Raw genomic sequence first — 23,856 nt, forward strand, 5'->3', positions numbered from 1 at the left:
AGCGCTGTTTCATCCTTTTTCAAGATAAAACAGCGCTCTGTTTATTAACTACTTTTTCTCCTGTTCTTAATAAGTTGTCCCAGAAAAACGCCACTCATTGTGAAAATCATTGCAATGGAAGCCGAGAACCAACGACTACTTTCCGTACATAAAAGAATAGTAAACAGTCCCAATAGTAGAACAAAGAATAATGCCAATTTAATATTACCTTTCATGTATCTTCGAACGTTTAAATTTAACAATCAGGAAATAGACACTTTGAAAGAAGACGCCAATAAATATCATTTTCAAACCATCAACATCAAACATACGTTCACACAGAACTCCGACAATCTTTAAAGCACAAAGTACTGCAATGATAAATGTGAAAGCATATTGTAAGGCAGCATTTCTTATCTTTAAATATTCAGCACTTGTTTCTTTACAGCACCAAGGAAAAAGATACACCAAATTAAAGCCAACAAAAATAGATACCAAAGTATCATATTCAAAGGGTACTACGAATATCTCATATATTCCCCAAAGAATAAGCAGTATAATAATCATCACATCTGGCCTATTTTTTTTCATGAATTTCATTGTTCTATTTTTATTTATTATTCAGACTGTTCGTATACCTTTCAGCTAAACCAAGCTTTACCTCAAAAGTAATAAATATCTTTCAAGGTTCACTCTATCCAGCTAATCTTTTGACCTAAGATGTTCAATAGCAGAAAACTAGTCCTAACTGAAAATCAAGACGTCTCATATAGAGTCTATCCAATTTGTTTGGACGTAGTGTTTCCTTTTTCTCATCGGCTGTCATTTCAATCTTCTTAAAGTCTCCACTTAAAACAGAAAAGCCTCCGTTTACCGCAAGGTGGTCTGTCAATTTATATTCTACCAGAAAGTCCATATTCCCAGCCAATGCACCGGAAGTACATTTAAATTCACTATTACTTCGACCTTCATCCCGATAATGTAGATATCCGGCTCCCAATACGCAACTAATTAAAGTTCTTTCGGTTATTGGAATTTTGAATCCAAGTTGCGGTCCTAAATACCAAAGTTCTACATTGTCAGCTACATTCGTTTTATCATCAATTGTATAATTGGCAGAAGTACCGGAGAGATTAAACTTTAATCCGGCAACCCAAAATTTATCAATTCGATAGAGTGCCTTCACATTACACGTCAAGCCTCCATTATATTCCCCACGATAATTAACACCAAAAGGTGACAAGTTTGACTTACCGAACAATACACCTTTTCCACCATCTACCGAAATAAACAGTTTATCTCCGGAAAAACTCTGTGCAAATCCTACTGTAACAGAAAACACAAATAGGAAAAATAAAATAAGTTTTCTCATAATACTATATTTGAAAAGTCGTATGAATTGAAATATTCTAATTATCAATTCATACGACTAATTATTTTATGTTTTTTCTCTAGTGATATAGATATACAATATAGAACCTAAAGCTAGAACTAGATTCATCAGTAAAATATATGTCACTTTATTGGGGTTATTATCAAAAAAGAAATAAATGCATAATGAAATTATGATAGATAATAAAAACAGTCCTGATAGAACCCATAATTTGTCAGTACTAGCATGAAATCGTTTTCTTTTCTTAATAAGTTGTCCTATGCAAACTCCCGTTGATGTACAAATCATTGCAATAGAAGCAGAAAACCAAATACTATTTTCTGTACATAAAAGAATGGAGAACAGACCTAATATTAAAATATAAAACAATGCTAATTTGATATTATTTCTCATTTACTGTACATATTAAATAATTATCAACGCAGGGGCAATAGTTTACCTATTGTGTCTCTCGCTATACTATCATCATCTCTTTCCATCGGCTTAAATTCTATTGTATCTATTTGTATTTCCGTTGGAGGGCGAGAGACTACACGGGAGCTACATAGCCAAGTTTGTAACACACACCAACCAACCGCCACAACAAATCCCGCACCAGCCGTAACCATTCCAAAAGCGGTTGACCATAAAGCACCAGCCAAGCCAAGAGATACATTGCACCCCCAATTTCCACCACGGGCTGTCAGATCGTCAAGTCCATCATATATTTCAAGAACATTACATGTATTATTTCTTTTATTAACCATTGCTTTAAAAATAGGAATATTGTTACTATCATAACATGTGAACATAGTTTCTTCAAGTGCATCTTCAGCATTTTGTGCACATTCAATTATAAGACAGTTTTCAATAACACCATTCTCTTTATAAAATGCCATTATATTATTAGCATCCATTTTACTTCGTACAACTATCATTTCCTCCCCAAAGGTTTGGATTTGTGGACGCAAAATTTCTTGCATACCTAAATCGTAATTCATTTCAGCATTATTAAAAGTAGTTCTTGTTTTTACCGAATTATTCAAGTAATCCAGTAGTTGTTGTTTCAATTCTAAACTACTCACTTTTTCAAAAGTCTTATTCTCAATAACATTCTGTTCTTCTGAAAGAGTATTTTGCTCATCCGAACATGATAAGCAGCAAATACAACATAATAAAAACATAAAAAAAATTGCTTTCATAACCGATTGAATTTAAAGGTTGATAAATACGTTACAACAATAATAAATAACAGATCCCAAAGGAAATTACCTCCTTCCTCTAACTTAATATTTTACAATTAGAAATATCGACTATACAGAAAAGGAACACAAAAAGTTACTTCTTGTCACTAAGACTAAAAGTACATTTATCCATTACCTTATTCAGTTCAGTTTCACTGTACAGTAAATGTACCTTCCAACAAACAATCATTCAAAATTATATGAATAGTATATTCTCCTTTTTCACAAGAAGACATATCAATCATGACAATGCTAGTGTTGTGATAAGTTTTGGAATGTACAATTTCACCTGTAGCTTTATTCGTTACAGTAATGATAGCATAATCTTTTGCTCTACCGAAGCTTACATTAAGAATATTAGAGAGAATAGCACATTTCTCATAAGTAGGTTGAATAGGTATTCCCATAGGATTAGAGCGGCTATCTTTTAGTAAATGAATATCATTTGAATTTGCCCATCCTTCAATCGCAAATAAGCAACAAAGTAATAATAATAGTTTTGCTTTCATAATACTTATTTTTATTGGTTATGATACAAATGTAAGGGATAAGATTTAAATAAATTCAGATGCCTGGTCACAATAAAGTTACAAGATAACTATGGATCTCGACTGCAAGTTACAGAAAAGTTACAGGAATGTCACAATCCAACATAAACACCTATGAGACAAGATATTGGCGTATAGTCATCCATTCAAAGAATTCTTCTCCTAACTTAATCTTCATGCGACTTTTCCGACTTTTAAATGCTCCTTCAGAAGCACGTGTACATAATAAGATTGTTTCTTTGGAGCAACCCAATAAGAAAAATACGCAATGGAGCAAGTCTTCTTTAGTTAAATCAGCATATTGAATTTTCAATTTAAGCATAATGTCGCCAAAAGTTTCATAAATGCTTTCACAAATCATCTGTCCTTCATGAATACTCAAAGAGGTAGCAACGCCCATCTTTTTCTCCAAAGAAAGAAGTTTCTCATGGGTTTCTGTCCTTCGAAACAACTGAAGACAAAGTTCTAAACTCGGCTCCAACATCCTCATAAAATCAGATTCAGCATTACCCTGATCCTCAAAGTCCCCAGATAGAATATCTGTACGACTCTTCATTAATTGATTTTGTAACTCAAGATACTTCTTTTTTCGACGTTTATCAATCCAAAGAGAAATCGCTCCTCCAATAATAAATAACAGCAAAAGTGATAAGACCTCAATTTTATATCTTCCCGCAATTTTTTGCTGATAAAATTCGATTTCATATTGATCAGCCAAACGAGTTATCTCAGCTGCCTTTGTTGTATCATAAATTGAATCTAGATAATAAATAAAAGAATCAGCTGCCGCTATAGCTGCTGGATAATTTTTCTCTTCTTTCTCCAATTTATATAATTCTCCATAACTTCCTCCACGGTTAAATATATAAGGAGAAGATTTACTCAAATTCAAATAATACCGTGCAGAGTCCATTTGATGGATATTACGTAAGATACAACCTTTTCGAAGATATTCAGAAAATAAATTAGTACCAGTTGGTGCAGAAGATATAGATGCAGAAAGATATTGGTTAGCCTTTTGAAATTCCCCTTTTTCATTATGCAAAATTCCCAATTCACTCAATATTATAGATTTATAATAATCTTCCCCTATATTCTCTGCAACATCCAATGCTTTTTGATAATAGACCAAAGCACTATCCAATTGATGTTGAAGCATAAAAACATACCCTATCCCTCTAACAGCATAAAATAGACCATCATCTTTCTTTTGCTTAATATAAATTTCATGCGCTTTATGATGGGCGTGCATAGCATCCTTATAAAGATTTTGTTCCGCATAACATCCCGCCAGATTCTCATAAATGGCCCCCAAATAAAGATACTCGCTCTCTTTAGGAATTACCTTTAATGCTTGCAAGAAATCTTTTACCGCCAAATCCATACACCGCATGTCTCGATACACACAACCCCGATAATAATAGGCTTGCATCTTACGCTCATTATTCCAACTTCTTTTATAATAATCTACTGCAAACCGAATCAATGAATCACTTGACTCATGAACATACAACTTAGTCCTTGCCCGTGTCAAAAATATAGCATAATCAGCTCTTTCAGAGCCGGATAACTTTTCAGGATGAGAAATGGATTCGAGGAGAGACAGGGCACTATCGGGGAACTCTTGCATCAGTGAGTCTGCCTGATGTAAAAGAGTAGTTGCATTACCTCCATCATGACAAGCAGAGAGAGACAAAATCAGGAACAACCCTATAATATAAGAAAGAAGTAGCTTCATAGTTCGTTTCGTTTTACAAATGTAAATAGAATAAAACAAACAAGCAACAAAAAGACAAATAATTTTTTCACACATCATAATTACAATGTTAAAATTGCCCTTTCTCTCTCTTTCCCTAATCTTTTTTGCCTTTCATTTGTTCACTTTGTTACTTTCGCCGGAAGACGGCAGAATAAACTTCAACCTAAATAGTAACGAATGGAAAAATTTAATGCAATGAGGACTAGACTTTTACAAGATCTTCAGAAGAAAACCATCAGGTTTAAGAGCATAGTGGCGCTCACTTGCTTGTTGCTGACCTCCGTATCCGCCTTTGCACAAACAAAGACAGTGACCGGTACGGTAACAGATGCCGCCAATGAACCGCTGATCGGTGCATCGGTGCTCGTACAAGGAACTTCCACCGGAACCATCACCGATATGGACGGTAAGTATTCAATCTCTGTCACCCCAGAAGACGTACTGGTATTCTCCTATGTAGGAATGACTACACAGAGTGTCAAGGTAGGAGCACAGAATGTGATCAACGTCACCCTGAAAGAAGATTCGCAGGTACTAGCCGAGACAGTCGTTATCGGATACGGTAGCGCGAAGAAAAGAGACTTGACAGGTTCTATTACCAACGTCAAAGGAGAAGAAATTGCCAACAAACCTGCAACGAACCCATTATCTTCCTTACAAGGAAAAGTGGCAGGTGTACAAATCGTAAACTCCGGACGTGCCGGTGCCGACCCCGAAATCCGTATCCGTGGTACAAACTCCATCAATGGCTACAAACCGTTGTACGTGGTAGACGGACTATTCAATGACAATATCAACTTCCTTAATCCGGAGGACATCGAATCTATGGAGATCCTGAAAGACCCGTCATCACTGGCTATCTTCGGTGTTCGCGGTGCGAATGGTGTCATCATCATCACCACCAAGAAAGCCAAAGAAGGACAGACACTGGTTAACATTAATACCTCTTTCGGTTTCAAGAAAGTAGTAGATAAGGTTGATTTGGTCAACGGTCCGCAATTTCAGGAGCTATACAGCGAACAGCTTGCCAATCAGAAGGACACTCCGTTCGACTTCAGCGGCTGGAACGCGAACACCAACTGGCAGGATGAGATTTTCCAGACTGCATTCATCACCAACAATAATATCAGTATTACCGGAGCTTCGCCGAAACACAGTTTCTATCTGGGCGTAGGTTACTCTCACGAACAGGGAAACATCAAGCATGAGAAGTTCAGTAAAGTGACCATCAATGCAAGTAATGACTATAAGATCACGGACTTTCTGAAAGTCGGTTTCCAGTTCAACGGAGCACGCACGCTTCCGGCAGACTCCAAACAGGTGCTCGGCGCTCTTCGTGCTGCCCCTATCGCACCGGTATATAATAAGGAATATGGCTTATACAGTGTTCTGCCCGAATTTCAGAAAGCACAGATCAACAATCCGATGGTAGACGTCGATCTGAAAGCCAATACGACCAAAGCCGAAAACTACCGGGCATCGGGTAATATCTATGGCGAAGTGGACTTCCTGAAACATTTCAACTTCAAAGCGATGTTCTCCATGGACTATGCTTCCAACAACGGACGGACATATCTGCCTGTCATGAAGGTGTATGACGATACTGCCGCAGGAGATGTAGTTACATTGGGAACCGGCAAGACAGAAGTCAGCCAGTTCAAGGAAAATGAAACGAAAGTGCAGAGTGACTATCTATTGACTTACACCAATAGTTTTGATCACGGCAATCATAACCTGACCGCTACAGTCGGTTTCACGACGTATTACAATTCACTGAGCCGACTGGACGGAGCACGCAAGCAAGGTGTCGGTCTGGTGATTCCTGACGATCCGGACAAATGGTTTGTCAGCATCGGTGATGCAGCAACAGCTACCAACGGAAGTACCCAATGGGAACGGACTACGGTATCCATGCTGGCACGTGTGATCTACAACTACAAAGGAAAATACCTGTTCAACGGTTCGTTCCGTCGCGATGGTTCTTCCGCCTTCTCATACACCGGCAATGAGTGGCAGAACTTCTTCTCACTAGGCGGCGGTTGGTTGATGACCGAAGAAGAGTTCATGAAGGATATCAAATGGCTCGATATGTTGAAAATCAAAGCATCTTACGGTACATTAGGCAATCAGAATCTGGACAGGGCCTATCCCGCCGAACCGCTGTTGTCAAATGCTTACTCGGCTGTTTTCGGCAAGCCGTCCATTATCTATCCCGGTTACCAGCTCTCCTATCTGCCCAATCCCAATCTGCGTTGGGAAAAAGTAGAAGCTTGGGAAGCAGGTTTCGAAACGAACGTGCTGCGCAACCGTCTGCACTTCGAAGGAGTATATTATAAGAAGAGGACCAAAGACTTGCTTGCCGAAGTGCCCGGTATCTCCGGAACAGTACCCGGCATCGGCAACTTGGGAGAAATCGAAAACATGGGTGTTGAAATGGCAGCCAGCTGGCGTGACCAGATCGGTGACTGGGGATACTCTGTCAGCGCCAACCTGACCACCATCAAGAATAAGGTGAAGAGCCTCGTTCAGGACGGATACTCCATCATCGCCGGAGACAAACAGCAGAGTTACACGATGGCGGGCTATCCTATCGGTTTCTTCTACGGTTACAAGGTGGCAGGCGTATACCAGTCGCAAGCCGACATCGATGCATCACCCGAAAATACCCTTGCCACAGTCACTCCCGGTGATCTGAAATTCGCCGACGTGAACAGAGACGGTAAGATTACCCCGGAAGACCGTACAATGATAGGTAACCCGACACCGGATTTCACCTATGGTCTTTCTCTCGGAGTAAACTACAAGAACTGGTCATTGGGCATCGATATGATGGGACAGCACGGTAACGAAATTTTCCGTACCTGGGACAATTATAACTTTGCACAGTTCAACTATCTGTCACAGCGCATGGACCGCTGGCACGGAGAAGGTACCTCCAACAGCCAGCCGTTGCTGAACTCCAAACATTCTATCAACAACCTGAATTCGGAGTATTACATCGAAGACGGCAGCTTCTTCCGTATCCGTAACGTGCAACTTGCTTACTCGTTCGACAAGGCCCTCCTTGCCAAAATACGCTTGCAGGCACTGAAAGTCTATGTCAACATACAGAACCTGAAGACATGGAAGCACAACACCGGCTACACACCGGAACTGGGAGGTAGCGCCACCACCTTCGGAGTAGACGACGGCAGCTACCCCGTACCTGCTGTCTACACTTTCGGCATCAACCTGACCTTCTAGTGGCGTGGCAAGGTACCACACCCAAGTTTCCATGCGGGTGGCAAGGTGCCACAGCCAGGTTTCCATGCGGAATATAACTTTAATGAATCAAATCTATAATTGTATGAAACTAAATAAATATCTTTTTTCCACCTTTATTGCCGCTTCCGCTCTGCTGATAAGCAGTTGCAGCGACTTTCTGGACCGGAGTCCGCAGGGACAATTCACCGAAGACGATAATCCCAATGCGCTGGTCAACGGTAAAATCTACAATGTCTATACCATGATGCGAAGTTTCGACATCACCGCCGGTACTCCCGCCATTGCTATCCATTATCTACGCTCCGAAGACTCCGAGAAAGGAAGTATTCCGAGTGACGGATCGGATGTAGCCGAAATGTACGATGACTTCTTATACACCCCGACCAACGGTTTGCTAGGTTCATACTGGGGAAAGAATTACGCCATCATCTACCAGTGTAATGATATCCTCGACGCCATTGCCGAGAAAGAGACTGCCGGACAAACAGAAACCGAAGATATCATCAACAAAGGGGAAGCTTCTTTCTTCCGTGCTTATTGTTACTTCAATCTAGTGAGAGCTTTTGGCGAAGTACCTTTGGTGACTTACAAGATCAACGATGCCTCGGAAGCCAACATCCCGAAGACTACCGCCGATAAAATCTACGAGCAGATCGATACCGACCTGAAAACTGCGGAAGAGTCATTGCCCGAAACATGGAGCACCGAATATACCGGACGCCTGACTTGGGGAGCTGCCCGTTCACTTCATGCCCGCACCTATATGATGCGCAGTGACTGGGACAACATGTACAAAGCCTCTACAGACGTTATCAACAAAGGTTTATATAATCTGAAAACTCCGTATAACGAAATATTCACCGACGACGGAGAGAACAGCGGCGGTTCTATATTCGAACTGCAATGTACCGCCACTGCCGCCCTTCCACAGAGTGACGTTATCGGCAGCCAATTCTGCGAAGTGCAAGGCGTTCGCGGAGCCGGTCAGTGGGACTTAGGCTGGGGATGGCACATGGCAACCCAGTTGATGGCAGACGCCTACGAGACAGGTGACCCGCGTAAAAACGCCACCCTGCTCTACTTCCGCAAAACGGACGATGAACCGATCACCCCGGAAAACACCAACGAACCTTATGGTGAATCCCCCGTCTCTCCGGCTATGGGAGCTTACTTCAACAAAAAAGCTTATACCGACCCCGCACTGCGTAAGGAATACACCAACAAAGGCTTTTGGGTGAATATCCGCCTGATCCGGTATTCGGATGTAGTATTGATGGCTGCCGAAGCTGCCAACGAAAAGAATATCCCCGGAGAAGCGGTGGATTATCTGGAAATGGTACGTGCACGTGCCAGAGGCACCAATACGAATATACTGCCCAAAATAACGACCAACGATCAGGGAGAATTGCGGGAAGCCATCCGCCACGAACGCCGCGTGGAACTCGGGCTGGAGCCCGACCGTTTCTACGATCTTGTACGTTGGGGGATCGCCTCGGAAGTATTGCACGCTGCCGGGAAAGTAAACTACCAGGATAAGAACGCATTATTGCCTTTGCCTCAGTCAGAAATTGACAAGTCCAAAGGAGTACTGGTACAGAATCCGGATTATTAATTAATATTCAAATCAAACTGATAGAACGATATGATAAATAAGAAAATATTTTTTTCACTTCTGCTGCTCGCTGCCGGCTTCCTGAGTGCGGCAGCGCAGAAGTCGCCACAAGACATGGACCGCTTCATCGACGCATTGATGAAAAAGATGACGGTGGAAGAAAAGATAGGTCAGTTGAACCTACCTGTCACCGGAGAAATCACTACGGGACAAGCCAAAAGCAGCGACATCGCCGCCAAAATCAAACGGGGCGAAGTAGGAGGCTTGTTCAATCTGAAAGGAGTAGAAAAAATACGCGATGTGCAGAAACAGGCGGTAGAACAATCCCGTCTGGGCATCCCCTTGCTATTCGGTATGGATGTCATTCACGGATACGAAACCATGTTCCCTATCCCGCTGGGATTATCCTGCACCTGGGATATGACCGCCATAGAAGAATCGGCACGTATCGCAGCCATAGAAGCCAGTGCCGACGGTATCTCATGGACATTCAGTCCGATGGTGGACATCTCACGCGACCCTCGTTGGGGACGTGTTTCCGAAGGCAGCGGTGAAGATCCCTTCCTTGGAGCCATGATTGCCGAAGCGATGGTACTCGGTTATCAGGGAAAGAACATGCAACGGAATGACGAAATTATGGCATGCGTAAAACACTTTGCACTGTATGGCGCAGGAGAAGGCGGACGTGACTACAATACGGTAGACATGAGCCGCCAGCGGATGTTCAATGAATATATGCTGCCTTACGAAGCGGCTGTAGAAGCCGGTGTAGGTAGTGTAATGGCTTCGTTCAACGAAGTAGACGGTGTGCCCGCTACCGCCAACAAGTGGCTGATGACGGATGTACTGCGTGGTCAGTGGGGGTTCAACGGATTTGTGGTAACCGACTATACCGGAATCTCCGAAATGATCGACCACGGTATCGGCGACCTGCAAACGGTTTCCGCACGTGCCATCAATGCCGGAGTAGACATGGATATGGTGAGCGAAGGCTTTGTCAGCACACTCAAGAAATCCATTCAGGAAGGCAAAGTTTCTATGGAAACACTGAATACTGCCTGCCACCGTATCCTGGAAGCAAAATATAAACTGGGATTGTTTGACAATCCCTACAAGTACTGCGACTTAAAACGTCCGGCACGTGATATCTTTACGAAAGCGCACCGAGACGCTGCCCGCAGAATTGCCGCAGAAAGCTTTGTTCTTTTAAAGAATGACAACGTGACCCTGCGTCCGGGAACTCCTGCCGAACCTCTTCTTCCTTTTAACCCGAAAGGTAACATCGCCGTGATAGGTCCGTTAGCCGACAGCCGGACAAACATGCCGGGTACATGGAGCGTAGCTGCCGTACTCGACCGCTGTCCGTCACTGGTAGAAGGCTTGAAAGAGATGACTGCCGGAAAAGCAAACATCCTATATGCCAAAGGGAGCAATCTGATCAGCGACGCCTCTTACGAAGAACGTGCCACGATGTTCGGACGTTCACTAAACCGTGACAACCGGACAGACGAGCAATTGCTGAACGAAGCATTGACGGTAGCCAATCAGTCGGATATTATCATTGCGGCTCTCGGAGAATCTTCCGAGATGAGCGGAGAAAGCAGCAGCCGTACAGACCTGAACATTCCGGATGTACAGCAAAACCTGCTGAAGGAGTTGCTGAAAACCGGAAAACCTGTCGTACTGGTATTATTCACAGGTCGCCCGCTGACGCTGACTTGGGAACAGGAACACGTACCTGCTATTCTGAACGTATGGTTCGGAGGCAGCGAAGCTGCTTATGCCATCGGTGACGCACTCTTCGGATATGTCAATCCGGGTGGAAAACTGACAATGAGTTTCCCGAAGAATGTCGGTCAGATTCCGCTGTATTATGCACATAAGAATACGGGACGCCCGCTGGCACAAGGCAAGTGGTTCGAAAAGTTCCGCAGCAATTATCTGGATGTGGACAATGAGCCGCTTTACCCGTTCGGATACGGACTGTCTTATACTACCTTCTCTTACGGTGATATCGACCTGAGCCGTTCTACCATCGACATGACGGGAGAACTGACGGCAGCAGTAATGGTCACCAATACTGGCACATGGCCGGGATCGGAAGTAGTACAACTCTATATCCGTGACCTCGTCGGCAGCACTACCCGTCCGGTGAAAGAGCTGAAAGGCTTCCAGAAGATATTCCTTGAACCGGGACAGTCGGAAATTGTACGGTTCAAGATTGCACCGGAAATGCTGAGATATTACAACTACGACCTGCAACTAGTAGCAGAACCGGGTGAATTTGAAGTAATGATCGGAACAAACAGCCGGGACGTGAAATCCGCACGATTCACGCTAAAATAAAAATCGTACAATAGGCATGGATTACACGGATTCACACGGTCTTTAACTGCGAAATCTCTTAAAACCGTGAAATCCGTGTAATCCATGCCTAAATTTTATTCTCTCATTTAAATCCACAATCAATGAAAAAACTATCTCTCTATATTTCGCTCCTCTGCCTGATACTGACAGCAGGAGCCTGCAAAAACAAGACCGGCGGACCAGCCACCGCCAGTTCCGAGCTCACGGACGATGCCTTGATGGACACCGTTCAGCGCCGCACCTTTCTCTACTTTTGGGAAGGTGCCGAGCCCAACAGCGGACTTGCCCCCGAACGGTATCATGTAGACGGGGTATATCCGCAGAATGATGCCAATGTAGTCACTTCCGGCGGCAGCGGCTTCGGCATCATGGCTATCCTTGCCGGAATAGACCGGGGGTACGTCACCCGCGAAGAAGGTCTGGCACGAATGGAGCGCATCGTCTCCTTCCTCGAAAAAGCGGACCGTTTTCACGGAGCATATCCGCACTGGTGGTATGGCGATACGGGAAAGGTGAAACCTTTCGGACAGAAGGATAACGGAGGTGACTTGGTAGAAACTGCCTTCCTGATGCAAGGACTGCTCGCCGTACACCAGTATTACATCAACGGTAATGAGAAAGAAAAAGCACTGGCAGCACGCATTGACCAAATATGGAAAGACGTTGACTGGAACTGGTACCGCAACGGTGACCAAAATGTGCTATACTGGCACTGGAGCCCCACCTATGGCTGGGAAATGGACTTCCCCATACATGGGTACAACGAATGTATGATTATGTATATCCTTGCCGCAGCCTCTCCTACCCACGGAGTACCGGCAGCTGTCTATCACGATGGCTGGGCGCAGAACGGAGCTATCGTCTCCCCACATAAAGTGGAAGGCATCGAACTGCATCTCCGCTATCAGGGCACGGAAGCCGGACCGCTTTTCTGGGCACAATACTCCTTCCTCGGACTCGACCCCGTCGGTCTGAAAGACGAATACTGTCCCAGCTACTTCCACGAAATGCGCAATCTGACATTAGTGAACCGTGCTTACTGCATCCGCAACCCCAAACACTACAAAGGTTTCGGACCGGACTGCTGGGGACTGACTGCCAGCTATTCCGTCGATGGATACGCTGCTCATTCACCGAATGAACAGGATGACAAAGGGGTCATCTCTCCCACCGCCGCCCTTTCATCCATCGTCTATACACCGGAATATTCGATGCAAGTGATGCGCCACCTGTATAATATGGGGGACACAGTCTTCGGTCCTTTCGGATTCTACGATGCTTTCAGCGAAACAGACAACTGGTATCCGCAACGTTACCTTGCCATCGACCAGGGACCAATTGCAGTCATGATCGAGAATTACCGGACAGGGCTGTTATGGAAACTCTTCATGAGTCATCCCGATGTACAAGCAGGACTTACCAAGTTAGGTTTCAATACCAATAAGCAGGATGTAAGGCAGAAATAAAGAAATCACAGCGTGCGTGGAAGTGGTCTACTGACCACCTCCTCCACCTGTATTCCCACCTTCGCCGCCACCACCTTTCACATCGTCATTATTGATGCTTCGGGCAGCTTTCTTCACACTAGCTTTCAGTTCACCAATCCGGTAGCTGATGCTGACTCCAAAGCTACGACTCGGCCACTTGCTGCTGCTCTTCGACAGGAAGTTTACGCCTTCCGTATGATTGTTATAGCTTCTGTATTTCTCAAATATATTACTGCAATACACATTCAGGCTCAAACGCTCATCTTTCAGGAAAGAACGGCTCGCACCCAAACTATAATAATAATAGCCAGAACCTTTTCCCTGTAGATTAATATAAGGAGTACTACCACCACCATTCAGACTTAACCGTATTTTCAACGGAAGAGTATGCTGGACGCCACCATAGAAAGAACCGTTCCATCCATAATTGTGCAATCCCTGCGCTTCACTTTTCAAGTCGCTGTAGTTTCCACGGCCATTGACGTACAGGCGCGTTTTAGGAGACGCGTTCCAGTTCAGATACAAGCTCATTCCTGTGTTCCGGCTCTTTCCTATATTGGCATAAGTGCTGTACAAAGCTCCTTCCGGTGCTATGTGTGTAGGATCATTGTCAAACATCTCCCCTTCGGGCGCCGTAATCAACCGGCTTATATTCTCAATACTGTTATTGTTGAAAGAATGGCGCAGCGACACATTGATATTGAACTTCGCACTAAAATTGCTATAAGACAAGTCGAACGCATGGCTTTTTTCACTTTTCAGGTTCGAGTTACCTTGGGTGATAAACATCGGATTCAGATTATTAAAATAAGGATTCAGATTCCAGATGCCCGGACGCCAGATACGCATATTATAACCGACACGCATGTTTTGAGTCTTGCCGAGCTTCATGCCAAGAGAAACGGATGGCACCAGATCGCTGAAGTTCGTGTGAAAATTCTCACCCGGTCCAACGATATATTTCACCCGCTGCACAGTCTGTTCATAGCGCACTCCCGGCTTGAAGGTGAAATCCTTATATTTCAATGTATATCCGAGATAAGCGGCTAAAATATGATTCAAATGACGATAGTCGCTACTGCGGTCTTCGTTATATAAATAATCGTCACTTCCTCCGGCTGCTTCATATAGTTTGTTGTCACTGGTATTGCGGCGGAAGATATATTTCGCACCTGCCTCCACGGTATGCAACTCGCCTATCGGAGTTGTATAGTCCACTTGGAAGGTCTGTTCCATGGTATTCGTTTTGCCGTCCGACTGGCTGTTTTTCAACAGCAACCGTTTCACGAGGTCGTCCACCTCCTCTTTGGCGTGAATATCTTCATAGCCAGTATTAGAATTGCTTGTCTGAGGCTGCGTATTGATCTTATAGGAGAAAGTGATCATCCGCTGCTTGTTCTTTCTGGACGTGCGCTGATAGTCGATGTTTCCATTGATGGAATACCAGGAGCCATCTCCATGATTGCCGGTCCGATAGCTGTAGGCTATGTCCTCATGGTTAGCACCATACATGGTGGTAAATCCATCACCATAATTTTTACTATTGCTGCCATACATTCCAAAAGCCACCGTCAGCAGCCTTAAGGTGTCGATCTCATAACTGCCTTCCAGGTTTCCATACTGGAAGTTGCCTTTCGACTTGGAACTGCTATTTGATTCAAGATATTTTTCCGTATCCGACTCATAGTTCTCACGGTAGCTGTCCGAATATCCACGGGGCCGGTCATTGTAATTAAAGTTGTAATTGGCAGAGACAGTCATTTTCCCCTGCTTCACCATTGCGTAGCCGCCGGCACCGGCACCGTAGTTGCTGGCATTTGCCCGGAATGTTGCCGTATATCCTTCGAATCCACCACCTACTGTTACGATATTCAAAATACCTCCCACTCCTTCAGCGTCATATTTAGCTCCGGGCGATGTTATCACCTCGATATATTTAATGGAATTGGCGGGCATACTCTTCAACACCTCTTTCGGGTTGTTGCTCATCATATTGTTGGGCTTCCCGTTGACGTGTATTTTAAAGCTGCTGCTACCATTCACCTGTATGTTGTCTTCTCCGTCTACTGTCACTAAAGGCACTTTTCGAAGCATCTCCAATATACTGTTCGATTTCGAGTCGGGGTCATCCTCAATATTATACTCTATCTTGTCTACATCCACCTTGACCAAAGGCTTTTGCGCCACGACTTCCACTCCTTTCAATTCATTATTAGCCTCAGCGGAGAGCATTGTCCCCAAATCAATGACTCTAACCGATGGTTTCAAAGTGAACTCTTTCGTGACGGGCGCCTTGCCTATCGAAGAAATAGTAATGACGTAATCTCCCGCACCTACATTCAGTTTCTCCTGAAACCTACCATTGGCACCCGTCACCGCCATCTTGACAGCCTTGTCCGGTGCTCCTTTTTTAGTAATCTTAATAGTAGCGTATGGTTCTCCATCCTGAGTCAGTGAATCCAAAAGTACCCCTTTGACAGTATAGGACGGCGTAGCGGAGTTTTGTGCCCAACCTGTCATCACTGCGGTGAACACGAATAGTAATAGTAGCAACAATCTGTGTTTCATGTTTGGAACCGTTTTAGTTTTTAGTTTATTAGACGAAGTTTCTTTCAATTTCTTACAAATACGGGGTAAAAGTAGATGGTTTCTTTATGGTTACGAAATCTTCGGAGTTAAGAATCGTAAAAGAAGAGATAAAAAAGATTATACGAAAAGAGAAACTGATTTCTACGCCATAAAATAGCAGAGTTCTTTCTTGGCTGCACATTATAAATACATCTTCAAAATCTTAAGAACAACGGCATAATTGAATAAAGGTTTTCTCTGTAGAAAATAACGTCACCGCATTCATAAATTAATTCGTCCGGCTATAGGCATCTTTTCGTCCGCCTATAGCCGGACGAAAGGTTGCCTATAGGCAAACGCAACTTTGCCTATAGGCGGACGAATTAATTCATTCACTAAAAGAGATTAAGTTGTACACTAAAAGGTATTATATTTAGAACCCATATTTTATTTGCCATTAATATCAAGTAATTCCTGATATATCAGAGAATCGTTTTTCATTTTATTGCACATCCACTTCCATGCAGGCATCACCTTGATTTCCCTTCTCTTGAGCTTGCATCAACCATATACCAAGTAACTTGTATGAGGTATGAGTTGTATAATGTCAGAAATTCTTGCGCTGAAACGCCCCCTTCCCATCAAAGCCAGATGCTTTTATACGCCATACTATAAATTTTCAAATAGAAGGGTAGCCTTCACCTTTTCTTCGAAACCTTTTATTCATAAGTGATAACGGGTGAAGCATATCGCCCTTCACCGATCCTTCACCCAATTTTCATATGTAATCATAAAGACATCGTTCACTTTGCTATAAGCTAATTTGTTTTTGCTATAATGATATTCGTATTAGCTATAACCTAATAAAAAGATGCTAATAGATTATTTTTTTCTTCCCAATGTTTGTTTCAAACCATTGATAGTTTATTTCAAACACTTACAATGTTTTCTCCACTCACTAGGTGAATAGCCGTCCCTTCACCCGAGATCACTGATAAATAAAAGGTTGAGAGGAAAAAGTGAAGGTGAAGGCGACACTCGTAACATCTGCTGTATGGTTATTTAAAGCAATGCTTTAGCAACCATAAAGCATAGCTTTTGAAGATACAAAGCATTGCTTTACGAAGGAGATAAATGTGCTAAGTGATATTAATGGCAACAACACCTTGAAATAACATCACCTAAACACAAAAAATCATTCTAAATACCAGACTTCTTTTATTTATTCCCATTCTCCCACTTTATTCCGAAAAAACATATATCTTTGCTGTACACTTTCTGCGCATCAGCGAGATGTAATAAGCGGGTAGTGTTTTTTATTCCTTAAATAGGAGTATTAATAATGTATTGTCTCTCGATTTCGAAAACTAGCAATTTTCTATGCAAAGAGAGATGATACAACAGATACTCCACGTGGATGGCTGTATATCAACATATCAGTTAAAGATGTGTTATATATAAACGATTGGCGTGGATGTCTGTTGTTATCATTATCTTTTGCAAGGGTTTTGCTAGGCCTCGAAATCAGATAATGGTTCAACAGCATCCATGCCTCTTTTGTATCCGGTCGGTTCCCCTACATAATCCCCATACCCCATAACCCTCCGACTAGAAAGCAAAATGCAGGGATGCTTGTTGCACCATGCTTGGCAAGAGTTATTCGCTCTTTTTTGTTAAACGCATAAACAAAGAAACACTATGCCGAAATGGATTAGCATAGACGAAGCGGCGCACAAGTACGGAGTCAAAGAAGAAGACATCTGTTTGTGGGCAGAAATGGAAGCAATCACCGCATATTTCACAGAGACTACTCTTATCATTGACGAAAAGAGCCTTCAGAAATTCTTGTGTTGGCACGAAACCCTTCCCACCAAAGACTACATTCATACGCTGGAACAACTCTGCAATAACCAATCCGAAGTATGCAAAGTTTATCTTGAAGTCATTGAGCTACAAGAGCAAGACCTTCAATGCAAAAAGCGTAGAATTTCAGTGTTGGAAAAGCAGTATGCGATGGCAACCGAACAGAACAAGTTGAGAGAAAAGATAATCACGATAACTTCTGATACGCTAAGTAAAGCTGAAAGTGGATGGTGGGAGAAATTGTGGATGAAGATCAAAGCAACAAGATCATCACAAAACATTCGGCAATCAGAGCACAAAAGAAGAAATAAATAGTTTATACAATAAGATTCCACCATCAAGATGAAAGTAAAAAGACGCATTCATTCCCAATACGGTATTTCAGCATCCAAATATTAAAATAAATTTATACCATTAGGATTCTATCTATCAAATTATAAATGAAGTCCATTCAAAAATATTTCTATTAATACTCCGTAAACAGTGCAATTGCTAACAAGGCCAAGTCCAATAAAGGCATAATGCAAATCTTTCAAAAAAGTAACAAACATCTCTAAATTCTTTCACAATGTTATATATTGAAGATAAAAAGAATCAATCTATTCGTCAATGTCGAAAATCACCTCATTGCCGGTTCTTAAGTCACTAAAATTTAACACAGTTGTAATATGAAAAAGACGTTAGAAACTTTGCACGTTTCATAGAAAAAAATAACTTTGCTAAACTATTATTATCGAGAGAGAACAAAATGATAAATGATTCACAAAAATTTTATTAATTAATTAACAAAGCAACAAAATGAGAAATTTGAACTTTCTGAAGTTATTCTACGGGCTTATGCTTGTAATGGTTAGCACAGCTTTCGTAAGTTGCGTTGACGACAATGATGATACCGAGGCTCCATACCTCGAAGTTTCGCCTACAACCTTGATTTTCGGCTTAGACGGTCAACCAGCCAACGGAAGCCAAGCTTCTTTTGACATTTCAACCAACCGTAGTTGGAAAGCTACAGTAAAGGATGACAAATCATGGGTTACTCTATCAAAATATGAAGGTGAAGGTTCTGCTACTATTCAGGTTAGCATTCCGGAAAACGTTAATGATGAAGCCAGCGTTGTTATTGAGATTTCAAATAAAGTGGGTGTGTTGATGTCAGAGACTGTTAAGATTAGCAGTGGAAGCGTAGAGCCATCTGTAGTAATCTATAACGACAATGTTGGTACAATTGAGCTTGATAAAACGAATTGGCCTTTTGTTGATAAATACGAAGGATGGAATAAAACAGGGGTCGGTTCAGAATCCGTTACTTATACAGGCGTAAATGCTTCAGTCCGTAATAGTGGATTAGCAAATACAGATGCTTATGCAGGTGCATCAGGACCTAACGTTGTATTTTTCGGCAAAACTCCTACAAACTTCAATGTTAATACGATCACGCTTACTTCCGAACAAAAGAATCTGCAATTGACATTTGGAGCCAGCCGTTCTGTGAACAATAACGGAACATACGACAACACCTTCGATGTTTCCAAATTTGAAGTTGCATTAAGTGCTGATGGTACGGCTTGGGTACCAATTACATATACTAAGAATAATGGCGATGCCGATTATCCTTATTGGGTTTTTGCAACAGCAAACTTCACATTAAAACAAGTTCCTGAAAACCTATATATCAGATTCACAGCTTTAGATGCTTCAGCTATTCGTTTAGATGATATCACTTTGGCAACAGGTGCTGGTGGTACTGAAATTGATTTTGGAACAGCAGGAGAACCTAAAGTAACAACAACAGATGCAAAAGCCATCACAGCTACCACTGCAACATTAGGTGGTTCAGTTGCTAATATTGAGATTTCTGAAGCCACCGAAGTTGGTGTACAGTATATTGAATTCAGTACTGGAACTGTAACAGATATTGATTGGACAAAAGCGACTAAAACAGCCGCATCGGTAAAAGAAAATCCTTGGACAGTAGCTGTTACTAATCTGACTAAAGACAATCAATATGCATTCCGTGCTTATGCAACAACTGCTTCTAGTACTATTTACGGTGAGCCTAAAACATTTGTCGCTATCGAGTCTACTGCAACTCCTATTTCTATAGCAGACTTAGTAACAAAAATGACAAGTACTTCCACAGCTGTAGATGAAAACTATGTAATTCAAGGTATTATTTGTGGTGACCCTGCAGGCAAGAACTACTCTTATGGTACTCTTTATCTGATGAGCAAAGGAGCTACCACAGCGGGTAATGCACTTTCTTTATATAACAACCAAATAGATGTAACTCAATATGCATTAGGTCAAGAGATCAAAGTAACATTACAAAAAGATGTAGCCAAAATATATAAACGTTATGATGTACCTCAAGTTGAAGGATTCAGCGCAGATAATATTGAGGTTATTTCTGCAAACAATGCCGTAACACCTGTAAAAGTCACTTTATCCCAACTAGCAGCATTTGTATGTATGCCTGTTACAGTTGAAAATGTCAATATTGCAACAGGAGGAGTGTGGAAAGATGCTGATGCTGGCAAAAATCACACATTCAATGTTGCAGGGACATCATTCACTGTCAATATAAACAAGAACGCAACTCCGTTCGATAATCAGCCATATGCAGCAACAACTGCATCAATGACGGGTATTGCTTCCATCTACCAAAGTGCAGGACAATTAGCACCTCGTAATCTTGAAGACGTGAGCGGATTCAAAGTCACTGAACCAACAATTGTTGAAGTAGATCCATCTTCATTAAGCTTCCTTTCAACTGGTGGTACTAAAACAATTACAGTTACCACTGCAAATCAAGGAGCAAATGTTATTACAGCTACAGGCTTAAGCGGTAACTTATCCTCATCCGTTGAAGGCAATGTTGTTACAGTTACTGCAATAGAGAATAACGGTGGAGCCGTTGAACAGACCCTGGTAATTGCTCTTGGAAATAGCAAAGTAAATGTAGTTGTAAAACAAGATGCTAAGGGAGCCGTAACAAAAGTATATGAAAAAGTAACATCGGCTCCTTCTGATTGGAGTGGGAAGTATTTGATTACATATACTAAGGAGGATGGAACGACAGTCAATGTTTTATCAGGAAAAGGCGCAGGTGATTATGCCGGATATGTAGATATTTTATCAGCCTATAATTCATCTAATGAAACTATAGCGGCAAATGATGAGACCAATCAATATGCATGTACTATAGCTAAGGTAGAAGGTAGTGAAGATCAATATACTATTCTACTTGGATCAACCTATTTGGGATTGACAAAAGATGGTAATAATTTACACTTCGATAGTTCTATAAAAGATGGATTCCAATGGAAATTTGATGGTACTAAAATTATTCCAGTAAAATACGCTGCCCGTAATTTACAATGGAATAATAATAACAATCAATATCGATTTGCTTGTTATAAAGGAACTCAAGTAGACGTAACCATCTACAGATTAACAGAATAATATCCTTCTAGAATAATGATATTCCAGTCTTGGTAGAAATGTTCTATCAAGACTGGATTGTCTTAAACCCATATAATAACTAATAATGCCACCCAATAAATACTATAGATTTATTTCTAAATCAATATGGTTAACTGCACTTATACTATTTATAGCTGCATGTAGCAATGATGACTCCAACGGTGGAGGCTCGTCACAGTCAGGTGATGCCTACTGGAAAATTTCCTCCACTGTAAAATCGGCATCCGGATCGTCTGCCATAATCATCACAGGTACTCCTGGGACAATATGGAATGCAGAAATCACTGAGGGCACAACATGGTGTTCTTTCAGTAGCAATGATCTGACCTTATCCTCTAAATCCGGAGAAATAAAAGACGGACTCAATGTTTTATACGTGTATTATAATAGCAATACAGGTAAAGAACAACGTGTAGCAAAAGTTTCACTCCAGTTTGCAGACCAAGAGGCGAAAGTCTTTGATTTAGTACAATTATCTGAATCACAGCAGAACTTGCCAGCTTTCAAACTGTGGGCTGAAGTTCCTGATTTCAAGGAAAATGCTAATTATCAGTATGTAACTCATTATGCTCTATTGAATAATAAAACAATACGTAATTATTCTATTTGTTTTGATAAAACAAAGAAAGCAGCTTTATGGGTAGCCTATCCGATACATAACGCATACCTCAAAGGTTCAGGAGAACGTACAGACCGTTGGGCCTTCGACCCTATCATTCCTCAAAGTTATCAGGCTGATTGTACATTAAGATCTTATGGAGGATCTTATGACCGTGGTCATCAGCTTCCATCAGCCGATCGCCTAGGAACAGACGAAATGAATGCTCAAACCTTCTATATGTCCAATATGACCCCACAGCTTAATCGTTTGAATCAGGATATGTGGGCTAAACTTGAAACAAAAGTTCGGGCAAATAACTGTTCTGATACCTTGTATGTAGTTACCGGCGCATATTTTGGGGCAGGTGCAACCACCACTACGGATGGAGCAAGGAATACAGTTCCGGTTCCTACGAACTACTTCAAAGTACTTCTGCGTACGAAGAGTGGAAAAACAGGAAAGAACATCAAAGATTGTTCAGACAGTGAACTGATATCAATAGGATTTTGGGTAGATCACAAATCGTATGGAAACATTGAACCTCCTAAGTCTATCTGTACTTCTGTAGCAGACATCGAAAAGATGACAGGATTTACCTTCTTCCCACAAGTATCCAACAGTGTAAAACAACAAAATAATCCCACTCAATGGGGGATTAACTAATAAGCTAGCTTATGAAAAAACTGTTATTAGTAACCGCGCTCTTTGCGCTGCTGATATCGTTCAGCTTTGCGCAGAAACCGTATAAGGTTGTATTTTACAATCTTGAGAACTTCTTCGATACAATCAATGATCCGGAAGTTCACGATGATGAATTTACTCCCGAAGGTCCTAAGAAGTGGAACTCAGCCAAGTACAATAAGAAGTTGGCTAACACAGAACGTGTATTCTTCGATATTGCAGCTATCAACAAGGATTATCCGGTAATTATCGGTGTATCGGAAGTAGAAAACCGCAGTGTACTGGAAGATATTATCGCAACCCGCAAACTGGCTCCGGCAAACTATCGGATTTCACATTTCGACTCTCCTGAAGCCCGCGGTGTAGACGTTGCTTTTCTGTATCGTCCCGATGTGTTTAAAATAGAAGGAGAAAAAGCTGTAAGAACAGTCATCCCTTCACTTCCGGACTTCAAGACCCGTGATATCCTGACGCTTTGGGGAACGATTGAAAACGAACCCTTCTTCTTTATGGTAGCACACTGGCCTTCACGCCTGGGAGGAAAAGAAGCTTCAGAATTTAAACGTATCGCTGTAGGCGAACAGATGCGCAGCATTGCAGACTCTGTAATGAAGGCCAATCCTAACACGAAAGTGGTTATGATGGGAGACTTCAATGATGATCCGACCGACAAAAGTATAGCACAAGGGTTAGGAGCCAAATTCAAACTGAAAGATTTGAAGGAAGGCGACTTCTTCGCTCCTTATGCCGATATGCTCAAAGCAGGATACGGAACACTAGCCTACGGAGATGCCTGGAATATCTTTGATAATATTGTAGTATCCGAGAATTTAGCAAAAGGATCGACAGGAAAGCTGAAATTGCAGCAAGCTCCCGGATCTAAATTCTATGGAAATATCTTCAAGCAACTTTACATGGTGCAGAAAGAAGGACAATACAAAGGATATCCATTGCGCACATACGTAGGTAATAACTTCCAGGGAGGTTACAGTGACCACTTCCCCGTATATATCTATATAGGTAAATAA

Annotated in this window: 14 protein-coding genes; 8 read left to right on the forward strand and 6 right to left on the reverse strand. The window is 42.0% G+C overall.

What is annotated here, in order from left to right; translation table 11 throughout:
- Positions 1–204 precede the first annotated feature (204 nt).
- The 5 genes from NBH01_RS17955 to NBH01_RS17975 form a co-directional block, all read right to left on the reverse strand.
- A complete protein-coding gene (locus tag NBH01_RS17955) occupies positions 205–579 on the reverse strand; it encodes a hypothetical protein (RefSeq protein WP_008762526.1) in 375 nt (124 codons plus the stop codon).
- 124 nt (positions 580–703) lie between these two features.
- Positions 704–1,351 (reverse strand): putative outer membrane beta-barrel protein, encoded by a 648-nt coding sequence (locus NBH01_RS17960; RefSeq protein ID WP_151210219.1) that lies wholly within the window; start codon positions 1,349–1,351, stop codon positions 704–706.
- Positions 1,352–1,788: 437 nt separating this feature from the next.
- The gene (locus NBH01_RS17965) at positions 1,789–2,553 is read right to left on the reverse strand and encodes a hypothetical protein (protein WP_008762523.1); all 765 of its coding nucleotides are present in this window, start codon (positions 2,551–2,553) and stop codon (positions 1,789–1,791) included.
- A 194-nt stretch (positions 2,554–2,747) separates the two neighbouring features.
- Positions 2,748–3,104 (reverse strand): DUF3244 domain-containing protein, encoded by a 357-nt coding sequence (locus NBH01_RS17970; RefSeq protein WP_008762522.1) that lies wholly within the window; start codon positions 3,102–3,104, stop codon positions 2,748–2,750.
- Positions 3,105–3,255: 151 nt separating this feature from the next.
- Positions 3,256–4,881: a tetratricopeptide repeat protein gene (locus NBH01_RS17975; protein WP_022472115.1), complete on the reverse strand. Its 1,626-nt coding sequence runs from the start codon at positions 4,879–4,881 to the stop codon at positions 3,256–3,258.
- A gap of 198 nt (positions 4,882–5,079) precedes the next feature.
- Between NBH01_RS17975 and NBH01_RS17980 the strand changes: the two genes are divergently transcribed.
- From NBH01_RS17980 to NBH01_RS17995, 4 genes are all read left to right on the forward strand, one after another.
- Positions 5,080–8,145, forward strand: a complete 3,066-nt coding sequence (locus NBH01_RS17980; protein ID WP_011108890.1) for a SusC/RagA family TonB-linked outer membrane protein — start codon at positions 5,080–5,082, stop codon at positions 8,143–8,145.
- A 103-nt stretch (positions 8,146–8,248) separates the two neighbouring features.
- Positions 8,249–9,778, forward strand: coding sequence for a RagB/SusD family nutrient uptake outer membrane protein (locus NBH01_RS17985; RefSeq protein ID WP_061473627.1), 1,530 nt, complete (start codon positions 8,249–8,251; stop codon positions 9,776–9,778).
- A gap of 30 nt (positions 9,779–9,808) precedes the next feature.
- A complete protein-coding gene (gene bglX / locus NBH01_RS17990; RefSeq protein WP_225678926.1) occupies positions 9,809–12,124 on the forward strand; it encodes a beta-glucosidase BglX in 2,316 nt (771 codons plus the stop codon).
- A 122-nt stretch (positions 12,125–12,246) separates the two neighbouring features.
- Complete coding sequence (locus NBH01_RS17995; protein ID WP_011108887.1) at positions 12,247–13,611, forward strand: glucoamylase family protein; 1,365 nt, start codon at positions 12,247–12,249, stop codon at positions 13,609–13,611.
- 27 nt (positions 13,612–13,638) lie between these two features.
- Here NBH01_RS17995 and NBH01_RS18000 read toward each other — a convergent pair whose 3' ends face one another.
- Positions 13,639–16,200 carry a TonB-dependent receptor gene (locus NBH01_RS18000; RefSeq protein WP_195483790.1) on the reverse strand — a complete coding sequence of 854 codons (2,562 nt, stop codon included), beginning with the start codon at positions 16,198–16,200 and terminating at the stop codon, positions 13,639–13,641.
- Positions 16,201–17,898: 1,698 nt separating this feature from the next.
- Between NBH01_RS18000 and NBH01_RS18005 the strand changes: the two genes are divergently transcribed.
- From NBH01_RS18005 to NBH01_RS18020, 4 genes are all read left to right on the forward strand, one after another.
- Entirely contained in the window at positions 17,899–18,378 is a 480-nt protein-coding gene (locus tag NBH01_RS18005; protein WP_117980122.1) for a hypothetical protein, read from the forward strand.
- A gap of 483 nt (positions 18,379–18,861) precedes the next feature.
- Positions 18,862–21,525, forward strand: a complete 2,664-nt coding sequence (locus tag NBH01_RS18010; RefSeq protein WP_117980123.1) for a DUF5689 domain-containing protein — start codon at positions 18,862–18,864, stop codon at positions 21,523–21,525.
- An 85-nt stretch (positions 21,526–21,610) separates the two neighbouring features.
- On the forward strand, positions 21,611–22,810 hold the full coding sequence (locus NBH01_RS18015; protein ID WP_117980124.1) for a DNA/RNA non-specific endonuclease: 1,200 nt from the start codon (positions 21,611–21,613) through the stop codon (positions 22,808–22,810).
- 11 nt (positions 22,811–22,821) lie between these two features.
- Positions 22,822–23,856, forward strand: coding sequence for an endonuclease/exonuclease/phosphatase family protein (locus NBH01_RS18020; protein ID WP_022472124.1), 1,035 nt, complete (start codon positions 22,822–22,824; stop codon positions 23,854–23,856).

The sequence above is a fragment of the Bacteroides sp. B1-V-101 genome (genome assembly GCF_023656585.1).
GTDB lineage: Bacteria > Bacteroidota > Bacteroidia > Bacteroidales > Bacteroidaceae > Bacteroides > Bacteroides thetaiotaomicron.